This is a genomic window from Pseudomonas sp. Irchel 3E20 (genome assembly GCF_900187645.1).
Taxonomy (GTDB): Bacteria; Pseudomonadota; Gammaproteobacteria; order Pseudomonadales; family Pseudomonadaceae; genus Aquipseudomonas.
In genome coordinates this window covers 136,172-160,579 of the sequence record NZ_FYEE01000007.1, presented here as the reverse complement: position 1 = coordinate 160,579, position 24,408 = coordinate 136,172, and the positions used below count along the sequence as shown (strand labels likewise).

Below are 24,408 nucleotides of genomic sequence, written 5' to 3'. Positions count from 1 at the left end.
CTCAAGGGACGATGATGGGATGTACCAAAGGGGGCTCGTCGTGGCTGGCGGCGCTGCGGCCCATGATTTTGTCGGTCAGGGCTCTGTGCACTTGCATGAATTGCACGCCCAGGCTCCTAAATGCTTCTTCGTACTCCTGCGCGCTCATGGGGTGCTCGAACCATCGGCGGTCCACGGTCTTGCCCAGCACCTTGGCCGATGACTCGATGGTTTGGCGCAGGCGGGCCTTTTCCGCGTCTGCCAGGTTGCCGTCGTCGGCCAACGTCGCGCGCGCCACTTGCAAGTCGCTCAGCGCATGGCTCTTGCCGCCCAGGTCTTTGTACGAATCGGGGTAGAGGCCTTCCAGGTACTCGCACCAGAATTGCTGCTCGATCACGCTGTCGCGCAGTTGGTCACCCTCCTCCAGGGCCAGCACCCGGGTCCGCGCCGATTCGATCATGGCCGGTGTCACATCCGGCTCATTGAACTGCATTTCCCGGGTTTGCCAGGGCAGGTCCAAGGGGTCGGCCAGGGCGGTAGCGTAGGCCAGGTGGATTTCCACTTCGTCGATGGATTTGACCCCACGCCCCTGGGCGTCGTAACGCTGGACCAAGGCGCCCTCATCGTCGTATTCGGGGAAGTGGCGCCCCTCGTCTTGCAACTCGCTCACCCTGCGATGGGCGATGCGCCCCAGTTCGTCAAGGCGCGACTTACCCTTGGCCAGCTCGAAAACTTCCAGGGTGGCGAAGGACTTGCTGGGGATTGCATAGGCTTCGTGCAGCATCACTTCCACCCCCATGGCATTGAACAACTGCGCCCCGGCGTCTACGCAATTGGTAGGGAACGCCGCCATGAGAAACAGTTTTTCACGCAGTTGCGTATTACCTTGCATCGCCTCCAGCATGCGCCAGACCTTGGTCGTCAGGTCGGGCCTAAGGCTGGGTACACCGTCAATCAGTTGGGAGAGTTTGCGCAGCTCATCAAAAAAGTGCTCGCTGCCCAGCGACTCTTCCACCGCATTCCAGATCGGCTGCTTGTCCAGCCATTGATCCGCGCTCAGGCCATAGCGCCAATGGCCACTGTCCAGTTGCCCTCGGGGTGAGAAACGCCGGTTCGGATCGAGCCCTACCGACTCGATGTAGAGGCGCATCTGCCGCTCATTGGCAGGCGACAGGTTTTCCCGGCTCAGTTGGCTGCGGGCCAGGACCTGAGCCCGGTCGGAGCCGGGGGCAACCTCGGGGATACGCTCGATGGGGTTGTAGCTCAGGTCCAGCTGAAACGTTCGCGCCCGCGGTTGCGCGAATAGGCCGGTGGGCCAGGTGTCAAGGCCCGTATCGGGCAGGGACAGCAGCTCCAGGCCTGGCATGCGGCTGATGTCTGGCGACAGCTCAAGGGGGTTGCCCCCCAGTTCGAGGATGAACAGGTAGCCGAGTTTCTTGAGCATGGCCTGGGAATCGAGGGTGAGGGTGATGTCGTTATCCGACAGGCTCAAGACCCGTAACTGGCGCATGCCGGCCAGCGCCTGGGGCAAGGCGGTCAACTCGTTGCCCTCCAGGTTGAGATCGCGCAGCTTGGGGAAGTTGTGCAGGAAGGTCCCGATGTCCGCATCGCTGATCCCGGTCTGCGACAGATCGACGCTCAGTACATGGTCCAAGTTGACGTCCAGCACCGGCAGGGTCGAGAGCTGGCCTGCGAGGCTCTCCTGCGACAGCGAGAGCTCCATGCCAATCAGGCCCTCGGTGGGGCTGTAATACTGCGGTCCAATCATCTGCCAGGCGTCCTTGATGGCCTTGGCGACTCTTCGCCTGGCTTGTCGTGCCTGCGTATATTCTTCACTGCCCTTGGCGCCCACCCCCTCAATGTCTTGATGGGCCCAGACACCTAGCCTATGCACCAAGCGCTTGTAGTCTTGCTCCAGGCCCACAAGCCAGTCATCGCTGGTCACACCGCGGTGCAGGATAAACGCTCGACGCTGTTCCTCGGTCATTCGCGGGTAGAGGGTCTGCACTCTTGAGTGGAGCACCTCTTCCCAATCGGTCCCCCCGCCTCCCGCCAGCGGGTAGCCCAATCGCCCGCCGGGCAGGCGCTGCGGTGCATTGAAGAAGCGGCGCCCCTCACTACGCATATTGAGTACCACGCGCAATTTGTCCCGGGGCAGCGCGTGTTTCTGGATCAACGCCCGCAGTTGCTCGCCTTGCCCCACATGGGGCGAGCCGAGCGCCGTTCGCTGCTTGTCCGGCAAGGCGTGCTGCAAGCTGGCATACAGGTCATCGACGCCGTGCAACTGGTTTCCCTGGCCGTCGTAAGCCTGGTAGCAACCATCAGCGAGGCGCACCAACACCTTTCGGTTCTCGGCACTGGGCGAACCGAAAGCGGCCCGCAACTCGCCCGTCAGGCCGCCTTCGCGCACTTCAATGCGCAGGTTATCGATCCAACCGGGTAACGCCTCCAGGGTGTGCAGCACCAGGCGCTCGGTATCCGGGCCGGCCAGGGCATCCAGGTACAACCCTTCGTAGGCCTGCACTTCACGCATCTGGCGCAACATCCGGTGCGCTTGCTCGCCCAGGCGCAGGGGGATCTTCCCAGTGTCGGCAATCTGCGCCAGCTCACTGGGCAGCGCCTGGGCGAGTAACTCTTGCACCTGATGAGTGGACAGGCTGGGGAATGAGCGCTGCCAGCTCTGGACCAGCGGGTCGGCGACGGGTTGCTGGGCCAGGTACAGCCCCATGAACAGGCGCGAGCGGTGCTGGTCGATGTGGTCGGCCAGGCGCGTGTCCAATGTTTTACTGCGTTGCAGCGCATCACGGGGCACGTACTGGCCCAGGACCGACTTGATCTGTTCCTCGTTCAGGCTGGCCAGCACCCGCGGTGATAATTGCCCCTGCATCAGGTCCAGGCGACTGATGGGCACGATATCGGCGGGCAGCACCGTGGCGCTGCCATAGCGGATGACATTGCGCGCCTGGCCCACCTGCTCGAACACTTCAATCGCCTTGCCGGCCGGCCAGCCCGGCAACTGCGTCATCATCTGCGCGGCATAGGTGCAAAGGGCGCTGGACATCTTCGCCCCGCGCACCTGCTCGCCCACCTTCACGGCATCGGCGTAGGCGCGAAACTGGCGAGCGGTATCGAGCACGATGGCTGGAGTGGGCTCGCTTTCCACATGCACCCGACGCAACTCGTCCTCACTCACGCCGCTGACGACACGCACCTGCTCAAGCTGTTCGTCACTCAGGGTTTCGCCCCCCGGCAACCCAAGGCGGCGCATCAACAGCGGCTGGCGCCAGGCCAGGGGCCGCTCGGCCTCGTGCACCCAGGCGCCGTGGCCGTTGGTGCGGATCCGCGGCTGATAGGCATGGGCCCGGGTGGGGTGTTGGAGGCGGTAGCTGCCTGGCACGGAGTCTTTTTTCAAGGCCAGGGTACGTCCCTCAAGCTTGAGCAGCGTCTTGCCCGAGTGCTCATGTAAACCTTCGGCGTTGGGGTAGGAAGTCGGCGGCAGGTCTATCGGATGCTCGTAGGCATCGATGCTCGGGTTCCACAGACGGCTCTGGCCTTCGGCGGTTTCCACCACCTGCATGCCCTCGACAAAAGGCGTGGTGCGCACCGCCGGGAGGACCACCGCCCCCGTCGCCACCGCCCCCAGGTTGAGCAGCACGCTGGAGAAGTGCGCCCACATCTGCCGGGTCTGGCCGTCCTCCCAATCCTCAATGCCCTCGAAAACCGTCGACGCCAACTGGCCCGCGCCCACCGCCATCATCAACGCGCCCAAGCCGGGCACCCAGAACGCAGCCAGGTTGAGCACGTCCATGACGGTATTGGCGAAGCCTTCAAGGTGTTTTATCAGGGCTAGGGTGTCGGCATCCGCCGTCGCCACCGCCACGGCCCGGGCATCTGTGAGCATCTTGTTGAGCTGCGCCTGGGCCAGATAACTCCATAGCGGCCCCTGGATGGGCACATCCTCGATATGCAGCGGCAACCGCTTGGGCAGCGGTGTGAAGTCATCGCCTTTGTCGTGATGCAACTGAGGGTCCAGTTGCCGCTGGAGGGCGGCAAAAAACTCGCCTTGCTGGCCAAGCGGCACGAAGCGGCTGAAAAAACGCCGGTATTGGAACCCATGCAGGCGCTCCCTCAGGTCCACCATAAAGGCGCTGGAGGAGTCGTACTCGCGCAACGGTTGCAGCGGGTCGCCGGGGATGTACACCAGCAACGGCTCCACTCGCGTGCTGTCGTCGCGCTCGGGGCCGATCAACAGGATGCCGCTCATCGGCACCCCCAGCACCTTCAACTCGCTGTAAACCACGGGCCGATCCTTGATGCGCACCTGTGTGTTGCCGCTCAGGGTTTCCTGGAGCATGCGATAGGTATCGTCGCCCAGCCCCCCTTCGCTGCCCGGGGCCACGGCACGCTGCATGTAGCCCACCTGGGTATAAACCGCCAGCATCTGCTGCTGGCTGTCCCGCACTTGGTCGCGCAGACGTATCGCCTGGGCCGGATCGGCCGGGGCGAGCACCGCCTTCAGGTGTTCCTGATACCGCCGGCCCAGATCCAACTCCCGGCACAGTTGGGCGAAGGCGTGGGGCTCGATCGCCACCCGCTGGCCGAGAACCGCCGCCCGATCCGGTTGAATATCACCCTGATTGAAGTTGAAGCGGGTAATCACCCGGCAATCTTCACATTCACTGCGCCGAGCATCGACGGCCTCGAAATTACCCAGTGCGGCGTGCAACAAGCTGGTGCCTATATAAAAGTCATCCGCCTGCCACTCATTGCCCGTCTGAAACACCAACAACCCGCCCAATGAGCTCTCACCCGCCACACCTCGACGAAATTTGCGGGCGAAGCTCACCTGGTTCACATCCAGGGTCTGGCCGAAGTGCTCCGTTATCGCCTGAGCCAGCAACGGCGCACAAAACGCCCGTACATCCTGAAGGTTTGCCAGGGTGGCTTCGAGATCATCCAAGGCCGTGCGGAACACTTCGTGGCGGTTATGCAGGCGCGAGCGCAGGGCAGGCGCCGCACCGGTGTACCACTGCCCTACCTGCCAGGGCGCGGTGTGCAGCTCCTGTTGGCGTCCAGGGCGCATTTTTTTGTACCAGGCAGGGATCTGTTTTTCGATGAATCCATAATGTCTCCCCTTGTACGAGGCCGGCACGGAAGACGTTGCAGAGGTGACATTGATATCGATTGGGGCTGACATTAACTGAGTGTCCAAGCAAAAAAGTCGAACTTCACCCTAGCCATAACCCTGGCAAAAAAAACGCGAAAAAAACTGCTCATGCACTTGGGTAATGCACAACATCCCTTCGATATTTAAAGTTAGAAAAACAACTAATTACCGCTTTTGATCGGCGTTGAAAAAAACACCGTTAGTTCGCTTACCCAATAAAAAGCCCCGAGCGCTAGGCGTTCGGGGCTGGCTGTGTATCGGCGGCCGTGGCGCGAACTTAGAAATGCTCGCGTGGGTTGAACGCGGCCTTATCGGCCAATTGCTGCCACAGCGCCTTGACCTCGTCACTGGCCTGCTTGGGCATCACGGCCTTGAGCTGCACGAACAGATAACCGCGCTGCCCGGACTTGTTCATCAAACCGTGGCCCTTGGCGCGCATGCGCTGACCGTTCTGGCTGCCGGCCGGGACCTTAAGGTTGATCTTGCCGGTCAGGGTGGGTACCGCCACTTCCGCGCCCAACGCCAGTTCCCACGGCGCCAGCGGCAGGGTGATGACCAGGTTTTCGCCCTCGACCTCAAATTTAGGGTGGGGCGCAAAACGGATGGTCAGGTACAGGTCGCCATTGGGCGCCCCGCCGCTGCCGGGCGCGCCCTGGCCCTTGAGGCGGATGCGTTCGCCATCGCTTACCCCGACGGGAATCTTCACGCTCAGGCTCTTGCTGGTGTTGCTGACGTGCTGCCCCGCCGCGTTGTGCTGGGGGATCTGGAAGCTGATCTTCTTCGACTCCCCCGACAGGGTTTCTTCCAGGAACACCGGCAGTTCCATCTCTACGTCCTGGCCCCGGCGCCCAGCGCTGCGGCCCGACTGACCGGCGTTGAAGCCACCGCCGCGCGAGCCGAAGATCGAACTGAAAAAGTCCGAGAAATCACCGGTGTCCTGGCCGCCGAAACCGCCGGCGCCGCCACGGCTCTGCCAACCTGGCGGGCCCTGGAACGGCTGGCCATGCTGGCCATATTTGCGCAGGTCGTCGTACTCGGCGCGCTTGTCGGCGCTTTTGAGCGCTTCATAGGCCTCGGAGGCGTCCTTGAACTTGCTTTCGGCGTCCTTTTCCTTGCTCACGTCAGGGTGATACTTGCGCGCCAACTTGCGGTACGCGGCTTTGATCGTCTTGTCGTCCGCCGTCGGCTCGACGCCAAGAATCTTGTAGTAGTCTTTGAAGTCCATCGCGGGAATCACCATCCGTTATCAATATCGCGGGCGCGGCGGTCGTGCTCACACCCCGTCGGGGCGGCGCCGCGCAACGCTTGAAAAGTTATCGGCAGCGCACGGCGTTTCTACTGAACGCGGCACCACTGCCAAGCCATGACAGCAAGGTTGGGGCACAGAGTAGTCTTTCAAGGCCGCTTAATCCCGTGATTTAGCAGATAACCGGCCTACGCATCCGCGGCGCTCTGGCATACACTGCGCGGCCGTTTTTTGCCCGGAACCCGAAAGACATGAAAAACGAATCTCCAGCCCGTGCCTGCGGTATCGACTTTGGCACGTCCAACTCCACTGTCGGCTGGCTACGCCCCGGCATGGAAACGCTGATCGCGCTGGAGGACGACAAGATCACCCTGCCCTCGGTGGTGTTCTTCAACTTTGAAGAACGCCGCCCGGTGTACGGCCGCCTCGCCCTGCACGAGTACCTGGAAGGCTACGAGGGGCGCCTGATGCGCTCGCTCAAGAGCCTCTTGGGCTCCAAGCTGATTAAGCACGACACCAGCGTGTTGGGCACCGCGATGCCGTTCAAAGACCTGCTGGGCCTGTTCATCGGCCAGCTCAAGCTGCGCGCCGAGGCCACCGCCGGGCGCGAGTTCGAGGAAGTGGTGCTGGGCCGCCCGGTGTTTTTCGTCGATGACGACCCCATGGCCGACCAGGAAGCGGAAAACACCCTGGTGGACGTGGCCCGCGCCATCGGCTTCAAGGACATTTCGTTCCAGTACGAGCCGATCGCCGCGGCGTTCGACTACGAGTCCACCATTGAGCGCGAAGAGCTGGTGCTGATCGTCGACATCGGCGGCGGTACGTCGGACTTCTCCCTGGTGCGCCTGTCCCCCGAACGCCGCCAGCACGACCACCGCCACGAAGACATCCTCGCCACCGGCGGCGTACACGTGGGCGGCACGGATTTCGACAAGCAGCTTTCCCTGGGCGGCGTGATGCCCCTGTTCGGCTACGGCAGCCGGATGAAAAGCGGCGCCTACATGCCCACCAGCCAACACATGAACCTGGCGACGTGGCACACCATCAACGCGGTGTACGCGCAAAAATCCCAGTTGGCCCTGGGCAGCATGCGCTACGACATCGAAGACACCGGCGGCATCGACCGTTTATTCAAGTTGATCGAACAACGCGCCGGGCACTGGCTGGCCATGGAAGTGGAAGAAACCAAGATCTTGCTGACCCACGACGACCACCGCCACCTGCCCCTGGACCGCATCGAACCGGGCCTGAGCGTGGAACTGAGCCGGGCGATGTTTGAATCGGCCATCGACAACCAACTCGAACGCATCCGCAACAGCGTCAGCCAATTGCTGGCCGACGCCAACGTGGGCGTGGCACAGGTCGACACCGTGTTCTTCACCGGCGGCTCCAGCGGCATCCCCGCCCTGCGCCAAAGCGTGGCGGCCATGCTGCCCAACGCCCGCCATGTGGAAGGCAACATCTTTGGCAGCATTGGCAGCGGCTTGGCGATCGAGGCGAGCAAGCGTTACGGATAGGGGCAGCGTTGAGTGGCAAGCTGCGCGCACCGCGCTTACTTGCCGCTTGCAGCTAAAACTTGCAGCTACAAGCCCGCCGCTACGCGGCTAAACAAGCCCTGCCAATTTGAGTTCACTTTTCAGATAGGCGTAATAGATCGGCCCCGCCACCACCCCCGGTAGGCCGAATGCGGCCTCAAACACCAGCATCGCCAGGAGCAACTCCCAGGATTTGGCGCTGATCTGCCCGCCGACGATGCGGGCGTTGAGGAAGTATTCGAGCTTGTGGATCACGATCAGGTAGCCCAGCGCCGCTACCGCCACCCAAATCGACAGCGACAGGCCGACGATGGTTATCAGGGTGTTGGAGATCAAGTTGCCGATCACCGGCAACAGGCCCAGCAGGAAGGTCAGCACAATCAGGGTTTTGGTCAGCGGTAGCTTGACGCCGAACATCGGCAGCACCACCGCCAGGAAGATCCCGGTGAAGAAGGTGTTGAGCAGGGAAATCTTGATTTGCGCGAACACGATGTTGCGAAACGCCTGGACCAGCAGGTGCAGGCGATCGAACAGGGCCGCGGCCAGGGGCTTGCGTTTGGTCAGGTCGGGAATGCGCTGCAAGGCGATGATCGCGCCCAGCACCATGCCGATCAGCAGGGTGACAAACATGTGCGCGGCGTCTTTGCCCACCAGTTGCAGGTCGCTCAGGTGCTTGCCCAGCCAATCGCCGATGGCCACGCGAAACTCCGCGGCGCTGGCCGGCAGGTAAACGTCGATAAACGGCGGCAACTGGCCGCGGGCCTTGCTCACCACGCCCATGAACTTGTCCAGGGAGGCACCGGGGTTTTCCGCTTCGTGGAGCAAAAAGCTGATGGCGCCAGCGAAGATCAAGCTCAGCGCACTCACCACCAGGGTGCCCAACAATGCCACCGCCAACCAACGGGCGCGACGCCCTTCGATCAGGCGTTGCAGCTGCGGGGTGAGCATGTTGACCAGTTCGAACACCAACAACCCGGCCAACAGGCTGGGTAGCAGCCGCAACGGCAGCACCAGCAACAACCCACCGAAAATAATCACCCAACTGATAAACAACAGATGACGCTGCGAAAACACTGGCATAAAGCCCCAGAACAAACGGCGTGAAAGGATTGGCAGTCTGCCAGCGTTCTGGCATCAGGAACAGGGCCGTTGCCGATGCCACCCCCCACCTACGCGGCTTTTGTGGAAGCGGGCTCGCCCACGATGAGCATGGGTATCGACCTGACTGGGTGTGCGGTTTTGGGTGGTTTCGGGGGCGATATAGGTTTTTAAAGTGGGGCGGCTGAAGGTTCCGCCCTGATGGCTGGGTACTTTGCGCGCGCCAAAGAGGCCAACGCGCTTCGCCCCACCGGTTTGTGCAGGCCCCGGCGCAGCAACTATTTGTTACAGGTTGATGATAATCTGCCCCTCCCCTCGTCCAGGCCGGCCCGTCGATGTCCTCCCACGCCCCTGTGTTGTTGCTGCGTCACCATCGCCCGTTTCTCGCGTTCTGGCTGGCCCGGGTGTTTACCGCCAGCGGTTTCCAGATGCTCACCGTGGCCATTGGCTGGAACCTCTACCAACTGACCGGCAACGTGATGGACCTGGGCTGGGTCGGTTTGGTGGAGTTCGCGCCGCGGGTGCTGTTCATGCTCCACACCGGGCATGTGGCCGACCGCTATGACCGGCGCAAGATCGCCGCGCTGTGCCAGTCGTTGCAGGCGTTGATCGCCCTGACGCTGGCAGTGGGCAGCCTCACCGACAGCGTCACCCGGGAAATGATCTTCCTCCTGGCCTTCGCCCTCGGCGCCGCGCGCTCCTTTGAAATGCCCGCCACCCAGGCATTGCTGCCGAGCATCGTGCCAGCGGCGCTGTTCCCCCGGGCGGTGGCGGCGGCGCAGTCGGCGCAGCAATCGGCGACCATCGTCGCCCCGGCCGTGGGCGGTTTGCTCTATGCCCTGGGCAGTGTCTGGGTGTACGGGCCAACCGTGCTGCTGTACCTGATTGCTTGCCTGCTGATGCTCAACCTGCCCGCACGCCAAGCGGCGCTGCACACGGGCAAAGCCACCCTCGATTCGCTGCTGGCCGGGATCCGCTTTATCCGCAGCCGCCCGGATGTGCTCGGGGCGATCTCCCTGGACCTGTTCGCCGTGCTGCTGGGCGGCGCCACCGCGCTGCTGCCGGTGTTCGCCAAGGACATTTTGCTCACCGGCCCCTGGGGCCTGGGCCTGTTGCGCTCGGCGCCGGCGGTGGGCGCGCTGCTGATGTCGCTGTGGCTGGCGCGCTTTGCCGTGGAGCGCAAGGTGGGGCGCATCATGTTCACCGCCGTTGGCGTGTTCGGCGTGGCCACTATCGCGTTCGGCCTTTCTACCTCGTTCTGGTTTTCCCTGGCGGTACTGGTGGTGTTGGGGGCGGCGGACATGATTAGCATGGTGATCCGCGCCTCATTCGTGCAATTGCAAACCCCGGACGAAATGCGCGGGCGGGTCAGCGCGGTCAACGGGTTGTTTATTGGCGCGTCGAATCAGTTGGGCGAATTCGAGTCCGGCGTCACCGCCCATTGGCTGGGCACCGTGCCCGCCGTGGTATTGGGCGGGGTCGGCACGTTGGTGGTGACCGGGGTGTGGATCAAGCTGTTCCCGGGCCTGGCCAACCGCGACCGCATGCACGAAGAGCACAACGGTTAGCGGATATACAGCTCGGCCGACAGGGTATTACCCGGCACATTGATAGACGTATTGCTGAAGCTGAAACTGCCCCCGCGTGCGCCCGACAGGTCCATGACGTACAAGTAACCCACCACTTTGGCGCCCGAGACCGGGCATTCGCCGAGCTTGTCCCGGGCGTCGGCACACACCGGCGAACGGGTGCCATCCACCTCGGCGCCGTCCAATGTCACCACGGCGCCACGGCCGTAGCCCTGCTCGATCACGTACACCCGGATATAGCCCCCACCATGGTCACAGCGGGTTTGCCCGCGGCCATCGGAAACGTCCTCGAAGCCGCAAGCGGGCGACTCGACCCGTAAAATCTGTAGATGGCTCAACGGCGCCGCCGGGGCAGCCACCGCCACCGACACCCATAACCCCGTGGCTGCCAGGGCCATCGCGCCTAAACACTGCCTGATGCTGTTCATCAACTGCCCCCAGAAAACATCATGGCAGTATGCCCGCCCCTCCCCGGCAAACCAAACCCGCTTGCTACTCGGCGACAGGGGTTTGCCTGGTGCCCGGCGACCGCTTGCCGCTGCCCACCGCCCTTAAACACAACCGACAAACGCCCCATACGGCGACTACAACCGTCAAAGAAGCGGACCACAAAAACATCGGCAAACCGTCAATTGAATTAAATAACTTTCAACTTAAAAGCCAAAAACACAACTTAATTAACCGCCCGGCATAGCCATTGCTCTACCTCTGCTGTTGCCATACCGGCCAACATGCAGTTAACCCAATAAAAGGAATAAAGCCATGTGCCCATCCGGCGTTAATCTTTTTTTAAATGCACTTGCGTCCAACGGCGCCCACTACAAAAGGCCCAGCAAAGAAACCGCCAGCGAGTTCAAGAAAGTCCTGCAAACCCAACTGTCCACCTCACCACCGCTCAAGGCCGAGCACAACAAAGCCGCACCAAAGGCAGTCAACGCACCCTCGCCCCTGCTTGCCACACAGCAAACGCCGGAGTACCTGGCATCGAAGAAACAGTATGAAACCACGGAAAAACCATTCGAGCATTTGCATAAGTCGCCCAAAGTTTGAGCCAGCCATTCCAGCGACCCGTTAATACATGTTCAATAAGCGGTCAACCGATCGTTACCCGCCTATTTACCAAAAACATCATTAACCCCGCGAACTCATCTGCTTTCGCGACCCATTCAGGCTCATTCAACTAATGAACTAAACCTTTACGCCGGGCCGCATCTTTTTTGACTTTTTACCGCCACAAAAACACTCCCCCTACGAATATTCCTGTCGGACAATCGACTTTTCCCGCCCACAGCCGTTGGCAACTACCAGCAGCCATCTCGCTATCGGGCTGGTATGATGCGCGGCTTTTTCCGGCCCACATAAAATCCACAGGCGTTTCAAGCAGTCTGTGCTTTGCTGTTGAGGTCGATACATTCACGGCGCAAGGCGCGCCACGGGGAGCGGACATGCTGGAACGGCTGTTTCAACTCAAGGCACACAACACCAACGTGCGGACCGAGATTCTGGCGGGCCTCACCACCTTCCTGGCCATGGCTTACATTCTGTTCGTCAACCCGAGCATTCTCGGCGAGACCGGCATGGACAAGGGCGCGTTGTTCGTCGCTACCTGCCTGGCGGCGGCCATCGGTTCCACCGTGATGGGCCTGATCGCCAACTACCCGATCGCGCTCGCGCCGGGCATGGGCCTGAACGCCTTCTTCACCTACACCGTGGTGCTGCACATGGGCCACACCTGGCAAGTGGCGCTGGGGGCGGTGTTTATTTCGGCGGTGCTGTTTTTCCTGCTGTCGATCTTTCGCATCCGTGAATGGATCATCAACAGCATTCCGCTGCCGCTGCGTTCGGCGATTGCCGCCGGTATCGGCCTGTTCCTCGCGCTGATCGCCCTGCACAACGCCGGGATCGTGGTCAGCAACCAGGCCACCATGGTGGGCCTGGGCGACCTCAAGCAACCGGCGCCGATCCTCGCCACCCTGGGCTTTGTCCTGATCGTGGCCCTGGAGGCGCTGAAAGTGCGCGGCGCGGTGCTGATCGGCATCCTCGCGGTGACCCTCAGCTCCATCGCCCTGGGCTTCACCCCATTCGGCGGCGTGATGTCGATGCCGCCGTCCCTGGCGCCGACCTTCCTGCAACTGGACATCAAAGGCGCGCTGGACATTGGCCTGGTCAGCGTGATTTTCGCCTTCCTGTTCGTCGACCTGTTCGACAACTCCGGCACCCTGATCGGCGTCGCCAAACGCGCCGGGTTGATGGGCAAGGACGGCCACATGCCGAAAATGGGCCGCGCCCTGATCGCCGACAGCACCGCGGCCATGGCCGGCTCCCTGCTGGGCACCTCGACCACCACCAGCTACATCGAGTCGGCGGCGGGCGTGAGCGCCGGTGGCCGTACCGGCCTGACCGCGATCGTCGTGGCCATCCTGTTTTTGCTGGCGCTGTTCTTCTCGCCACTGGCCAGCAGCGTGCCCGCCTTCGCCACCGCGCCGGCGCTGCTGTTCGTCGCCGTGCTGATGACCTCGGGCCTGGCGGAAATCGACTGGGACGACATCACCGTCGCCGCCCCGGTGGTCATCACCGCCCTGGCCATGCCGTTCACCTACTCCATCGCCAACGGCATCGCGTTCGGCTTCATTGCCTGGACGGCGATCAAACTGCTGTCCGGCCGTGGCCGCGAGCTGAACCCGGCGTTGGTGATCCTGTCGATCCTGTTCGTGGTCAAGCTGGGTTGGTTTAACGCATGACTGTCGACGCCGCCCACTACGCCGCTCAACTCGAAGCCAAGGTCACGCGCCTGCGTGACCTATTGGCCCCGTTCCAGGCGCCCGAGCCGCTGGTGTTCGACTCGCCGCTGGCGCACTTTCGCCTGCGCGCTGAGTTTCGCCTGTGGCGCGAAGACGGCCAGCGCCACTACGCGATGTTTTCCCAGGAAGACAAGCGCACGCCGATCCTGATCGAAGACTTCCCCATCGCCAGCCTGCGCATCAATGAACTGATGCCCAAGCTCAAGGCCGCGTGGCAAGCCAGCCACGCCCTGAGCCACAAGCTGTTCCAGGTGGAGTTCCTGACCACCCTGGCGGGCGACGCGATGATTACGCTGTGCTATCACCGCCCCCTGGACGAGCACTGGCAAGTGGCCGCCCAACAACTGGCGGCGGATTTGGAGGTCAGCGTGATCGGCCGTTCCAAGGGCAAGCGCGAAGTGATCGGCCGCGACTTTGTGGTCGAGCAACTGGACGTCGGCGGCCGCACCTTCAGTTATCAACAACCCGAAGGCGCATTCACCCAGCCCAACGGCACCGTGAACCAGAAGATGCTCAACTGGGCCTTCGAGGCCCTGGGCGAGCGCAGCGACGACCTGCTGGAGCTGTATTGCGGCAACGGCAATTTCACCCTGCCGCTGGCCACCCGGGTGCGCAACGTGCTGGCCACCGAGATCAGCAAGACCTCGGTCAACGCCGCGCTCAACAACCTGCGCGACAACGCGGTGGATAACGTGACCCTGGTGCGTTTATCCGCCGAGGAACTGACCCAGGCGCTGAACGAGGTGCGCCCGTTCCGCCGCTTGCACGGCGTGGACCTCAAGGGCTACGAATTTGGCAGTGTGTTCGTCGACCCGCCGCGCGCGGGCATGGACCCGGACACCTGCGAACTGACCCGGCGTTTCGACAACATCCTTTATATCTCGTGCAACCCCGACACCCTGGCGGCCAACATCGCCCAGTTGCACGACACCCACCGCATCACCCGCTGCGCCCTGTTCGACCAGTTCCCCTGGACCCATCACATGGAATCCGGAGTCCTGCTAACGCGGCGCTGAGTTCGCCCCCTGAAGGCGCATGGGTATTTGGGCGTTTGTGTAGGAACGGGCCGGGCGGCGCTCCGCTCGCCCGCGATAGCGGCAGCACACACAACATCTATGTGGGTAGGTACATCGCCATCGCGGGCAGGCCCGCTCCCACAGTTGAACTGTGATGCGGGTGGGATTTTCATTTTTCCTCTGTGGGAGCGAGCCTGCTCGCGATGGCGGCACGCAATGGCGTTGACGAGCGGTAGGGGGTAAGACAGTTGCTCCCACAACGAGCGCCCCAAAGACTTCCAGCCCCCCACCCGGCTACTGCCTAGAACCGCTACACAAAACTACGCCAGCAAATAGCGCGACACCGACTCGCAGATCATCTCGCGGTGGCGCTGTTTGATGGCCTCGGCGGCCAGGTCGAGCTGGAAGATCTCGCCCACGGTGTAGCGGTTCGACACGCGGAAAAAACAGAACGAGTTAATCAGCAGGTGCACGTCCAGCGCCGTCAGCCCGGCGCGGAACACACCCTGTTCCACGCCCCTGGCCAGCACTTCGCCCAGGGCCGTGAGCATCGAATGGTTCATCGCTTTGATGGCGTCGGACTGCTTTACGTACTCGGCGTGGTGGATGTTCTCCACGCTGACGATGCGCACGAAATCGGTGTGGTGGTCGTGGTGGTCGAAGGTGAATTCCACCAAGCGCCGGATTGCCTCCAGCGGCCCCAATTGCGACAGGTTGAGCGCGCCCTCGGTGTTGCGGATATCGCCGTAGACCTTCTCCAACACCTCGATGTAGAGCTGCTCCTTACTGCCGAAGTAGTAATAGATCATGCGCTTGGAGGTGTGGATGCGCTCGGCGATGGCGTCCACCCGCGCCCCCGAAAGCCCCTGCTGAACAAACTCGACAATGGCTTCCTGGAGAATGTTCTCGCGGGTTTTTTCGGGGTTGTTCTTGCGGGGTTTGCGTGGCTGCACGTCAGTTGCCTGGGCCACTGCGGAGAGTTCTGAGGTTGTTGTCATTCTTAGGCTCCCGGTCATCACTGCACAGGGCGGCGATTATGGGCCGGGAGGCGGCGGCGAAGGAAGGCGCCGGGCGGCACCTTTACCTTCGCGGTTACGAATCTCATACAACTGCGGCCGCTGGGTGCGCCAGCCATGGAGTTTGAATATTTCTCGGGGCCCGTGACATTCGCGGCGGGAATGGTAACGTGCGCGGAAATGCCGGACGACCGGACTGGCAACTATCCTACTCACCAGCAACACTCATCCCACATCAAAACAAGAGGATCGCCCCATGCTCTGGAAAAAAGGCCGCCGCAGCGACAACGTGGTCGATGCCCGTGGCGAAGGGGGCGGCGGGGGCGGGATGCGCTTTGGCGGCGGCAAGGGCCTGAGCCTGACGGCCATCGTGCTGATCGTCGGCATCGGCTGGATCACCGGCCAGGACCCGATGCAGATCCTTGGCCAACTGGCCGGGCAAATGGACCAGTCGGCCCCCGCCACCTCCCAGACCCGCCAGGCCCCGCCGGCCAACGATGAACAGGCCGAATTCGTGCGCTCGATCCTGGGCGACACCGAGGACACCTGGGACCAGATCTTCCAGCAGGCCGGGCGCCAGTATCAGCACCCCACCCTGGTGCTGTTCAGCAATGGCGTGAACTCGGCGTGCGGTTTCGCCAATTCGGCCACCGGCCCGTTTTACTGCCCGGCGGACCAGAAGGTGTACCTGGACTTGAGTTTCTTCCGCGAAATGTCCCAGCGCTTCGCCGCTGCCGGCGATTTTGCCCAGGCCTATGTGATCGCCCACGAAGTCGGCCACCACGTGCAGACCCTGCTCGGCGTCTCGGCCAAGATCCAGGCCGCGCGGCAACAGGGCCGCAACCTACAAGGCGATGGCGGGTTGCTGGTGCGCCAGGAGTTGCAGGCCGACTGCCTGGCCGGGGTATGGGCCTTCAGTGCGCAAAAACGCCTGAACTGGCTGGAACCAGGGGACATCGAAGAAGCCCTCAACGCCGCCAACGCCATCGGCGACGACCGCCTCCAGCAACAAGGCCAGGGCCGCGTGGTGCCCGACTCCTTCACTCACGGCACCTCGGCCCAGCGCGTGCGCTGGTTCAAAACCGGCTTCGCCCAGGGCCAGATCAGCCAGTGCGATACCTTTGCCGCCAAAAGTTTGTAGCCGGTAAAGCAGGCCTCTGTACCCGGCCCCAATGGGGGCCTGGCCTGCCCGCGATGGCGGTCTTGAAAGCACCATCGCGGGCAGAGCCCGCTCCCACAGGGGAATGGCAGGCCCGCTCCCACAGGGTTGCGGCCCCAGGGTTTAGAGCATCCGCTGCAACGCCGCGCAGTCGCGCGCATGCCAGTCGGTCTGTTCTGGCCAGGGGTTGTCGGGCAGGTTGACCAGCACGGTGCGGGTGCCGGCGGCGCGGCCGCAGTCGAGGTCGAAGCGGTAGTCGCCAACCATCACCATCGCCGCAGGCGCCACGTCCCAGGCCTGGGACAGTTTCAGCAATCCCTCTGGGTCGGGCTTGGGCCTTGCGTCTTCGCGGCCCAATACGTCGGCGGGGTCAAAACAGTCGGCCAGGCCGATGGCTTGCAGGGTGAGGTGGGCCAACTCACGGGCGTTGCGGGTGAGGATGCCGAGGCGGCAGCCGCGCCCGGCCAGTTCCCGCACCAGCGCCACCGCGCCGGGCGCGGCGCGCGAGCCCAGGGCCAGTTCACGCTCGTGTTCCAGCAACCAGGCGTGCTTGGCCGCAGCCTCGGCGGCGGGCAACGCGGCGAGGTGGGTGAGGATGTCGTCTTGCGCCGGGATGCCCAGGGCCACGCGTATCGCCGGAAAATCATGCACAGCGATGGTCAGGGTGCCGTCCATGTCGAACACCCAGTGGCGCACCCCGGCCAGGCTCATGCCCAGTCCTTGCGGTGGCGGATCAGGCCTTCCTGGGTTACCGACGCCACCAGTTGCCCGGCGCGGTTGAATACGCTGCCCCGGGAAAACCCGCGCGAGTTGCCGGCCCAGGGGCTGTCCATGGCGTACAGCAACCAGTCATCGGCACGCAGGTCGGCGTGGAACCACAGCGCATGGTCGAGGCTGGCCACTTGCATGTCTTTTTGCCACACCGATTTGCCGTGGGGCAGCAGCGAGGTGGTCAGCAAGCCGAAATCCGAGGCGTAGGCCAGCAGGTATTTGTGCAGGGCCGGCAGGTCGGCCAGGGCGCCGTCGGCGCGGAACCACACGTACTTGATCGGGTCGCCCGGTTTGGGGTTGTACGGGTCGGCCTCGGACACCGGGCGCACTTCGATGGGTTTGGGGCAGAGGAATTTTTCGCGCATGTGCTCGGGGATCAGGTGCGCGCGCTGCTGGGTGATTTCCAGCTCCGAGGGCAGGTTTTCCGGGCCGACCACCGTGGGCATCGGCAACTGGTGCGCGAAGCCCTCTTCGTCGTACTGGAACGAAGCGCTGCAAGTGAAAATCGGGTGGCCCTTCTGGATCGCGGTGACGCGGCGGGTGCTGAAGCTGCCGCCGTCGCGCACCCGGTCAACCTGGTACACCACCGGCAACGCGGCGTCGCCCGGGCGCAAAAAATAGCCGTGCATCGAATGCACATGGCGCGCTTCTTCTACGGTCTGGCTGGCCGCCGACAGGGACTGGCCCAGCACCTGGCCACCGAACAACTGGCGGAAGCCCAAATCCTGGCTACGGCCACGGAACAGGTTTTCCTCGATGGGTTCCAGGGTCAGCAAGTCCACCAGATCTTCCAACACATGGCTCATTCAAACACTCCTCACACAGGCATTACCGCGCAGTCTTGGCTGCGGCGGCCGACACGGTTCTTGGCTCGGGCCAATTGATGGCACATTGTAAACATCCCGCCGGGCTTAGCCATGCAAGGTTTGCAGCCATTGTTCACGGGTGATGCGGTACAGCACGTGGTCACGCAGCGGGTCATCGCTGGCCAGGCGCGGGTGGGCGAAGTCGCCGTCCGGGTCGTGGTGCATGCCAATGGCCTGCATGACTTTTTGCGACGGCTCGTTGGCACGGGTCGCGAAGGCCACGACCTGCTTCAGCCCCAAGCGGTCAAAGCCGCAGCGCAGAGCGGTCCACGCCGCTTCGCTGGCATAGCCCAGCCCCCAATGCTCGCGGGCCAGGCGCCAGCCGATTTCGACCGCTGGGGTGAACGGCGCATCGAACCCCACCACGCCCAACCCGGTAAAACCGATAAACGCGCCGTTGTCCTTGCGCTCCAGGGCCCACAGGCCATAACCGTGCTCGGCGAAATGACCGCGCACCCGGCCGATCAACGCCGCGCTTTCCAGGCGCGACAACGGCGCCGGAAAGTAACGCATCACCTGGGGATCGGCGCTCATTGCCGCAAAATCGGCCAAATCCTCGTCACGAAACTGGCGCATCACCAAGCGGGCGCTCTCAAGTTGCAGTATCGGCTCCATCGTGCCCCCTCCGTTTGCATGCTGCGAGTCTACATCGCTGGTAGGATCCTTCACTCTTTCACGCCATGAAATAGCCATGCCCCTGCCGCTGATCTACCACGACGACTACAGCCCTGAATTCCCGGCGGAGCACCGCTTCCCCATGGACAAATTCCGCCTGCTGCGCGATCACCTGGTCGACAGCGGCCTGACCCGGGACGCCGACCTGCTGCGCCCGGCGCTGTGCCCAGCGGATATTCTGGCCCTGGCCCACGACCCGGCCTACATCGAACGGTACATGGGCGGCGAATTGTCCCGCGAAGACCAACGACGCCTCGGCCTGCCCTGGAGCGAAGCCCTGGCCCGGCGCACCGTGCGCGCGGTGGGCGGTTCCCTCCTGGCCGCCGAACAGGCCCTGGAACACGGCATGGCCTGTCACCTGGCCGGCGGCACCCACCACGCCCACTACGACCACCCGGCGGGGTTCTGCATCTTCAACGACCTGGCGATCATCAGCCGCTATTTCCTGGAAAGTGGCCGGGTTGGGCGGGTATTGATCTTCGACTGCGACGTGCACCAAGGCGACGGCACGGCGCGCATTCTGGAAGACACCCCAGATGCGGTGACGGTTTCCCTGCACTGCGAAAAGAATTTTCCCGCACGCAAGGCCAGAAGCGATTGGGACATCCCCCTGCCCATGGGCATGGGCGACGCCGCCTACCTGCAAGTGGTGGACGATGCCCTCAACTACCTGCTGCCCCTCTACCAACCGGATCTGGTGCTGTACGACGCCGGCGTGGACGTGCACCAGGACGACGCCCTGGGCTACCTGAAACTCACCGACGCCGGAGTCGCCGCCCGCGACGAAGCCGTACTGCGCCATTGCCTGGGCCGCGACATCCCAGTGGTCGGGGTGATCGGCGGCGGCTACAGCAAAGACCGCCAGGCCCTGGCCCGGCGCCACGGCATCCTGCACCACAGCGCCCAACGGGTGTGGACGTCATCAGGTTGTCACTGAGCTGTGGGCGGTTACCCACAATGCCTGTGGAGCGGCCTGTGGATAACCTGAGCGAAAGCTTCTACACCCCACAGCCAGCACGCCTCACAACCCTCTGTACATTTTTCAACCACCCCTGTAGCAGCCCCCCCAACCAATCTGGCGCCCCGCCGATTTTTACCCAAGGGCTCAGGTAGAATGGCCGCCCTCTTTTGCCAAACCGCAGCCCACGCCATGACCCACGCCGCCTCCGCTTCTCGCCACGCCATCATCATCGGTGGCGGCCCCGCCGGGTTGATGGCGGCCGAAGTCCTGAGCCAGGCCGGGGTGCGGGTGGACCTGTACGACGCCATGCCCTCGGTGGGGCGCAAGTTCCTGCTGGCCGGCGTCGGCGGCATGAACATCACCCACAGCGAAGCCTACCCGGCGTTTTTGTCGCGCTATGCCGAGCGCGCACCGCAGATCGCGCCGCTGCTGCGCGAGTTCGGCGCCGACGCCTTGCGCCAGTGGATCCACGACCTGGGCATAGAAACCTTCGTCGGCACCTCCGGCCGCGTGTTCCCCACCGACATGAAAGCCGCGCCGCTGCTGCGCGCCTGGCTCAAGCGCCTGCGCGAGCAAGGCGTGACGATCCACACCCGCCAGCGCTGGCTCGGCTGGAATGCCGACGGCAGCCTGCGCCTGCAGGGCCCCGACGGCGAAACACGCCTGCACAGCGATGCCCTGTTGCTGGCCCTGGGCGGCGGCAGTTGGGCGCGGTTGGGCTCCGATGGCGCCTGGGTGCCCCTGCTGGCGGCACGCGGTGTAGCGCTGGCGCCGTTGCAGCCGAGCAATTGCGGCTTTGACGTGCAGGCCTGGAGCGAATTACTCGTGAGTAAATTCGCCGGGGCGCCGCTGAAAAACATCGCCATGGGCCTTAACGACGACTTACCGCGCTTGGGCGAATGCGTGCTCACCGCCAGCGGCATCGAAGGTAGCCTGGTCTATGCCCTCTCGGCGCCGATCCGCGAAGCCATCAACCGTGATGGCGCCGCCACCGTCCACCTCGACTTGTTGCCCGGCAAAGCCCAGGGCCAGGTCGAAGCGGCATTGGCCAGGCCCCGGGGCTCGCGCTCGATGAGCAAGCACCTGCACAGCCAAGTGGGGATCGATGGGGTCAAGGCCGCGTTGCTGCGCGAACTGGCGCCCAAAGAAGCCTTCGATGACCCCGCGCGGCTGGCCGCGGCGATCAAGGCGTTGCCTTTAAGGCTGGTGAAAACCCGGCCGCTGGACGAGGCCATCAGCAGCGCCGGAGGCGTGCCGTTCGAGGCGATGGACCCAAGCCTGATGCTCACGGCGCTGCCGGGGGTGTTCTGCGCCGGCGAGATGCTCGACTGGGAAGCCCCCACCGGCGGCTACCTGCTCACGGCCTGCTTCGCCAGCGGTCGGGCGGCGGGGTTGGGGCTGCTGGGGTGGCTGAACCAAGGGCTCCAAAGCGGTGTGGAGGCGACCACTCTGTAGAGCAAACCGCTGGGGAGCGAGCCTGCCCGCGATAGCAGTGGGTCAGCCCAGCAGGATTTGACGGCTACCCCGCCATCGCGAGCAGGCCCACACCCACAAAAAACGTCGCCGCGCCTGCACTCACACCTTCAAGGCTTGCGCTTGCGCGGCCCGGTGTTGAATACCGGCACCTTGCGCACAGGCTTGATCGCCGGGACGTCCGCCGCCACTTCGCCGCTGTCCACCCATTTGCCCAGGTTGCGTTTGCCGCCACCGGAAGCCTTGGGTTTTTTCGGCTTTTTCGGTTTTTTCACAACCTGGCCGCTGGCATCGGTGTCGGGCACCCGGTGTTCCGGCTCAAAATCCTGCTCCATATGGCGGTTCAGGGTCTGGCGGGTGAGCATTTCGATGGCCGACAGCAGGTTCACTTCATCGGCGCACACCAGGGAAATCGCTTCGCCCGTGGCGCCCGCGCGGCCCGTGCGGCCGATGCGGTGGATGTAGTCTTCGGCGACGATCGGCAGGTCGAAGTTGACCACCAGCGGCAAGTCCTCGATGTCCAGGCCACGGGCCGCGACGTCGGTGGCGACCAGGATCTGCACTTCGCTGGCCTTGAAGCGGTCCAGCGCCCGTTGCCGGGTGGCTTGCGGCTTGTCGCCATGGATGCCGTCGGCATTCACGCCCAGGCCCTGGAGTTTTTCCACCAGCGCATCCACGCCGTTGCGGGTTTTGGCGAACACCAGCACCTGCTTCCAGTGGTTTTTGCGCAGCAGGTGCACAAACAGTTCCGGTTTGCGCTTCTTGTCCACCGGCACCACCCACTGCTTGACGGTGTTGGCGGCGACGTTGCGCGGGCTGACCTCAATGCTCAGCGGGTCGTTGAGCATCTGCCCGGCCAGCAGGCGAATGGCATCGGAGAAGGTCGCGGAAAACAGCAACGTTTGGCGCTTTTTCGGCAGCACGCGGTAGATGTTCGACAGCTCTTCGCTAAAGCCCAGGTCGAGCATGCGGTCGGCTTCGTCCAGCACCAAGGTTTGCAACTGGTTGAACTTGAGGGCGTTCTGGCGGAACAGGTCGAGCAGGCGCCCGGGGGTGGCCACCAACAGGTCCACGCCTTTGCGCAGCTTCATCATTTGCGGGTTGATGCTGACGCCGCCGTACACCGCGTAGGTGCTCAGGGGCAGGTGTTCGGCGTACTGGCGCACGCTTTCGTGAACTTGCTCGGCCAGCTCGCGGGTCGGCACCAGGATCAGCGCACGCACCGAGTTGGCCGTGACTTTCGGCCCTTCCATGGCCAGCAGTTGCAACAGCGGCACGGCGAAACCGGCGGTCTTGCCGGTGCCGGTCTGGGCCGCCGCCATCAGGTCGCGCCCGGCCAGCACCGCCGGAATGGCTTGCGCCTGCACCGGCGTCGGAGTCTGGTAACCGAGCGTCTCAAGGGCGCGCAGCAAGGGTTCGATCAGGCCAAGGGTGGCGAAAGTCATGGGGGATACCGTAGGAAAAGTCAGCGCAAGGAGTGCAATGCGCGGCAGTTTACCCTAATTCACTGCGGTTTCTGCCGCCGCCACTGCGGCAGGCCGATCAACACCACGGCGCTGATAATCACCAACATCGCCAGGGCTTCTTCGATGCCGATGGTTTCGCCGGCAAAGACGATCCCCAACAGCACCGCCACGGCCGGGTTGACGTAGGCGTAGCTGGTGGCCGCCGCCGGGCGAACGTTCTTGAGCAGGTACATATAAGCGTTGAAGGCGATGATCGAACCGAAACCGATCAGGTAGAACAGCGCAAACCAGCCCTTGAGCGGCGGCATTGCCTCCAGGCGTTCGCCGCTGAGCACACTGCCCACCATCAGCACCACGCCGCCCACCAACATTTGCGCGGCACTGGCCATTGCGCCCTGGGGCAGCGGCAAGTGCTTGCTCCACACCGAACCAAAGGCCCAGGCCGCCGCCGCGAAAATCAGCAGCGCCGCGCCCAGCGGGCTCGATTGCAAGTTGGAGCCCAGGTTGAGCATGGCGATACCGATCAGCCCCAGCACGATGCCGGCCCACTCCAAGCGGGTGTTGCGCTGGCCCCAGAAATAGCCGCACAGCAAGGTGAACAGCGGCACCGTCGCCACCGCCAGCGCCGCCACACCCGAGGCCACGCCTGTGTGCTCGGCCACGCTGACCGCGCCGTTGCCGAAGGTCAGCAGCAAAATGCCGATCAGCCCCGCCGAACGCCATTGCGGCCAGGTCGGCGCCGGGGCCCCGCGCCAGCGCAGGTAGGCGTACATCAACACGCCCGCGGTGATAAAGCGGATCCCGGCGAGCATCAGCGGCGGCCAGGATTCAATGCCGATGCGGATCACCAGGTAGGTAGACCCCCAAATCACATACAAGGCAAAAAACGCGGCAATCAAGGGCAAGGGGAAACGGCGAGGTCCAGGCATGCGGGGCTCAAAGGCAAGGTGGGCGGGAGAACTATTCTAGAAAGGCCCCCGGGCAAAAATAAGCTACAAAACCTGTTTATAGTGGCCATACACTTTTTAAAAGAATGAAATCCCGGCCATTGGCCACGCTTTCAAAACTCACCCCTTGCACGAGCCCGACCATGGACAAATACGACCGCATGCTCCTCGCCGCCCTGCTGGAAAACGGCCGCGCCAGTTACGCAGAACTGGCGCGCAAGGTCAGCCTGTCGGCTCCGGCGGTGGCCGAACGGGTGGCCAAACTGGAAACTTCGGGGGTCATTACCGGCTATAAGGCGCAAGTTGATATGGCCAAAATCGGCCTGCCGATCCGCTGCGTGATCGAATTGCGCCTGAACCAGAACGGCAAGCAGAGCGTGTACGACGAACTGGCCAAGATCCCCCAGTTGACCGAATGCCACCGCGTTACCGGCGACCCCTGCGTCATCATGCAAGGGGCCGTGGGCACGATGCCGGAGCTCGAAGCCCTGATAAACCGCGTGGCACGCTTCGGGGTCAGCAAGACCTCCATCATCCTCTCCAGCGCCCTGGAAACCCGGGTGCCGCTAGAGCAACTGGAAAGCAAGCCCACCTGAGCCGCACTGCCCCTTTCCTCGTAGCGCATGGCTTGCCTTGGTGGGAG

General features: G+C 63.4%; 19 protein-coding genes. 9 read left to right on the top strand and 10 right to left on the bottom strand.

Annotation, left to right across the window (positions count from 1 at the left end):
• Nucleotide 1 precedes the first annotated feature (1 nt).
• Both CKW13_RS15035 and CKW13_RS15030 read right to left on the bottom strand, forming a co-directional pair.
• Nucleotides 2-5,062 carry a dermonecrotic toxin domain-containing protein gene (locus CKW13_RS15035; protein ID WP_141233981.1) on the bottom strand — a complete coding sequence of 1,687 codons (5,061 nt, stop codon included), beginning with the start codon at nucleotides 5,060-5,062 and terminating at the stop codon, nucleotides 2-4.
• Nucleotides 5,063-5,423: 361 nt separating this feature from the next.
• Nucleotides 5,424-6,371 carry a DnaJ C-terminal domain-containing protein gene (locus CKW13_RS15030; protein ID WP_095109518.1) on the bottom strand — a complete coding sequence of 316 codons (948 nt, stop codon included), beginning with the start codon at nucleotides 6,369-6,371 and terminating at the stop codon, nucleotides 5,424-5,426.
• A gap of 272 nt (nucleotides 6,372-6,643) precedes the next feature.
• Here CKW13_RS15030 and CKW13_RS15025 point away from each other — a divergent pair, with 272 nt between their 5' ends.
• A complete protein-coding gene (locus CKW13_RS15025) occupies nucleotides 6,644-7,909 on the top strand; it encodes an Hsp70 family protein (protein ID WP_095109412.1) in 1,266 nt (421 codons plus the stop codon).
• Between the two features lie 87 nt (nucleotides 7,910-7,996).
• Here the strand turns inward: CKW13_RS15025 and CKW13_RS15020 are convergent, their stop codons facing one another.
• Nucleotides 7,997-9,007, bottom strand: a complete 1,011-nt coding sequence (locus tag CKW13_RS15020; RefSeq protein WP_095109411.1) for an AI-2E family transporter — start codon at nucleotides 9,005-9,007, stop codon at nucleotides 7,997-7,999.
• 353 nt (nucleotides 9,008-9,360) lie between these two features.
• On the opposite strand from CKW13_RS15020, the gene CKW13_RS15015 reads away from it, so the two are divergent.
• A complete protein-coding gene (locus CKW13_RS15015) occupies nucleotides 9,361-10,593 on the top strand; it encodes an MFS transporter (protein WP_095109410.1) in 1,233 nt (410 codons plus the stop codon).
• Here CKW13_RS15015 and CKW13_RS15010 read toward each other — a convergent pair.
• The gene (locus tag CKW13_RS15010; RefSeq protein ID WP_095109409.1) at nucleotides 10,590-11,042 is read right to left on the bottom strand and encodes a DUF4879 domain-containing protein; all 453 of its coding nucleotides are present in this window, start codon (nucleotides 11,040-11,042) and stop codon (nucleotides 10,590-10,592) included. The two genes, CKW13_RS15015 and CKW13_RS15010, sit on opposite strands and share 4 nt — an antisense overlap.
• Before the next feature lie 334 nt (nucleotides 11,043-11,376).
• On the opposite strand from CKW13_RS15010, the gene CKW13_RS15005 reads away from it, so the two are divergent.
• The 3 genes from CKW13_RS15005 to trmA all read left to right on the top strand — a co-directional run bounded on the left by CKW13_RS15005 (nucleotide 11,377) and on the right by trmA (nucleotide 14,431).
• Nucleotides 11,377-11,664: a hypothetical protein gene (locus tag CKW13_RS15005; RefSeq protein WP_095109408.1), complete on the top strand. Its 288-nt coding sequence runs from the start codon at nucleotides 11,377-11,379 to the stop codon at nucleotides 11,662-11,664.
• 395 nt (nucleotides 11,665-12,059) lie between these two features.
• Entirely contained in the window at nucleotides 12,060-13,355 is a 1,296-nt protein-coding gene (locus CKW13_RS15000) for an NCS2 family permease (RefSeq protein ID WP_095109407.1), read from the top strand.
• On the top strand, nucleotides 13,352-14,431 hold the full coding sequence (trmA, locus tag CKW13_RS14995; protein WP_095109406.1) for a tRNA (uridine(54)-C5)-methyltransferase TrmA: 1,080 nt from the start codon (nucleotides 13,352-13,354) through the stop codon (nucleotides 14,429-14,431). Before CKW13_RS15000 ends, trmA begins: the two co-directional genes overlap by 4 nt.
• Before the next feature lie 320 nt (nucleotides 14,432-14,751).
• Here the strand turns inward: trmA and CKW13_RS14990 are convergent, their stop codons facing one another.
• A complete protein-coding gene (locus CKW13_RS14990) occupies nucleotides 14,752-15,429 on the bottom strand; it encodes a TetR/AcrR family transcriptional regulator (RefSeq protein ID WP_095109405.1) in 678 nt (225 codons plus the stop codon).
• 274 nt (nucleotides 15,430-15,703) lie between these two features.
• Here CKW13_RS14990 and CKW13_RS14985 point away from each other — a divergent pair, with 274 nt between their 5' ends.
• Nucleotides 15,704-16,588: a neutral zinc metallopeptidase gene (locus CKW13_RS14985; RefSeq protein WP_095109404.1), complete on the top strand. Its 885-nt coding sequence runs from the start codon at nucleotides 15,704-15,706 to the stop codon at nucleotides 16,586-16,588.
• Between the two features lie 141 nt (nucleotides 16,589-16,729).
• On the opposite strand, the gene CKW13_RS14980 is transcribed toward CKW13_RS14985, so the two are convergent.
• The 3 genes from CKW13_RS14980 to CKW13_RS14970 all read right to left on the bottom strand — a co-directional run bounded on the left by CKW13_RS14980 (nucleotide 16,730) and on the right by CKW13_RS14970 (nucleotide 18,858).
• Nucleotides 16,730-17,317 (bottom strand): HAD family hydrolase, encoded by a 588-nt coding sequence (locus CKW13_RS14980; RefSeq protein ID WP_095109403.1) that lies wholly within the window; start codon nucleotides 17,315-17,317, stop codon nucleotides 16,730-16,732.
• The gene (tesB, locus tag CKW13_RS14975) at nucleotides 17,314-18,183 is read right to left on the bottom strand and encodes an acyl-CoA thioesterase II (RefSeq protein ID WP_095109402.1); all 870 of its coding nucleotides are present in this window, start codon (nucleotides 18,181-18,183) and stop codon (nucleotides 17,314-17,316) included. The genes CKW13_RS14980 and tesB overlap by 4 nt, the downstream gene beginning before the upstream one ends.
• Before the next feature lie 105 nt (nucleotides 18,184-18,288).
• Nucleotides 18,289-18,858, bottom strand: a complete 570-nt coding sequence (locus tag CKW13_RS14970) for a GNAT family N-acetyltransferase (RefSeq protein WP_095109401.1) — start codon at nucleotides 18,856-18,858, stop codon at nucleotides 18,289-18,291.
• A 76-nt stretch (nucleotides 18,859-18,934) separates the two neighbouring features.
• On the opposite strand from CKW13_RS14970, the gene CKW13_RS14965 reads away from it, so the two are divergent.
• Entirely contained in the window at nucleotides 18,935-19,855 is a 921-nt protein-coding gene (locus CKW13_RS14965) for a histone deacetylase (protein WP_095109400.1), read from the top strand.
• 213 nt (nucleotides 19,856-20,068) lie between these two features.
• The gene (locus tag CKW13_RS14960) at nucleotides 20,069-21,334 is read left to right on the top strand and encodes a TIGR03862 family flavoprotein (RefSeq protein ID WP_176465115.1); all 1,266 of its coding nucleotides are present in this window, start codon (nucleotides 20,069-20,071) and stop codon (nucleotides 21,332-21,334) included.
• A 128-nt stretch (nucleotides 21,335-21,462) separates the two neighbouring features.
• Here CKW13_RS14960 and CKW13_RS14955 read toward each other — a convergent pair whose 3' ends face one another.
• Both CKW13_RS14955 and yedA read right to left on the bottom strand, forming a co-directional pair.
• Complete coding sequence (locus CKW13_RS14955; protein WP_095109398.1) at nucleotides 21,463-22,797, bottom strand: DEAD/DEAH box helicase; 1,335 nt, start codon at nucleotides 22,795-22,797, stop codon at nucleotides 21,463-21,465.
• A gap of 59 nt (nucleotides 22,798-22,856) precedes the next feature.
• Nucleotides 22,857-23,747 (bottom strand): drug/metabolite exporter YedA, encoded by an 891-nt coding sequence (gene yedA, locus CKW13_RS14950; RefSeq protein ID WP_095109397.1) that lies wholly within the window; start codon nucleotides 23,745-23,747, stop codon nucleotides 22,857-22,859.
• Between the two features lie 161 nt (nucleotides 23,748-23,908).
• Between yedA and CKW13_RS14945 the strand changes: the two genes are divergently transcribed.
• Complete coding sequence (locus CKW13_RS14945; protein WP_095109396.1) at nucleotides 23,909-24,361, top strand: Lrp/AsnC family transcriptional regulator; 453 nt, start codon at nucleotides 23,909-23,911, stop codon at nucleotides 24,359-24,361.
• Nucleotides 24,362-24,408: the final 47 nt, after the last annotated feature.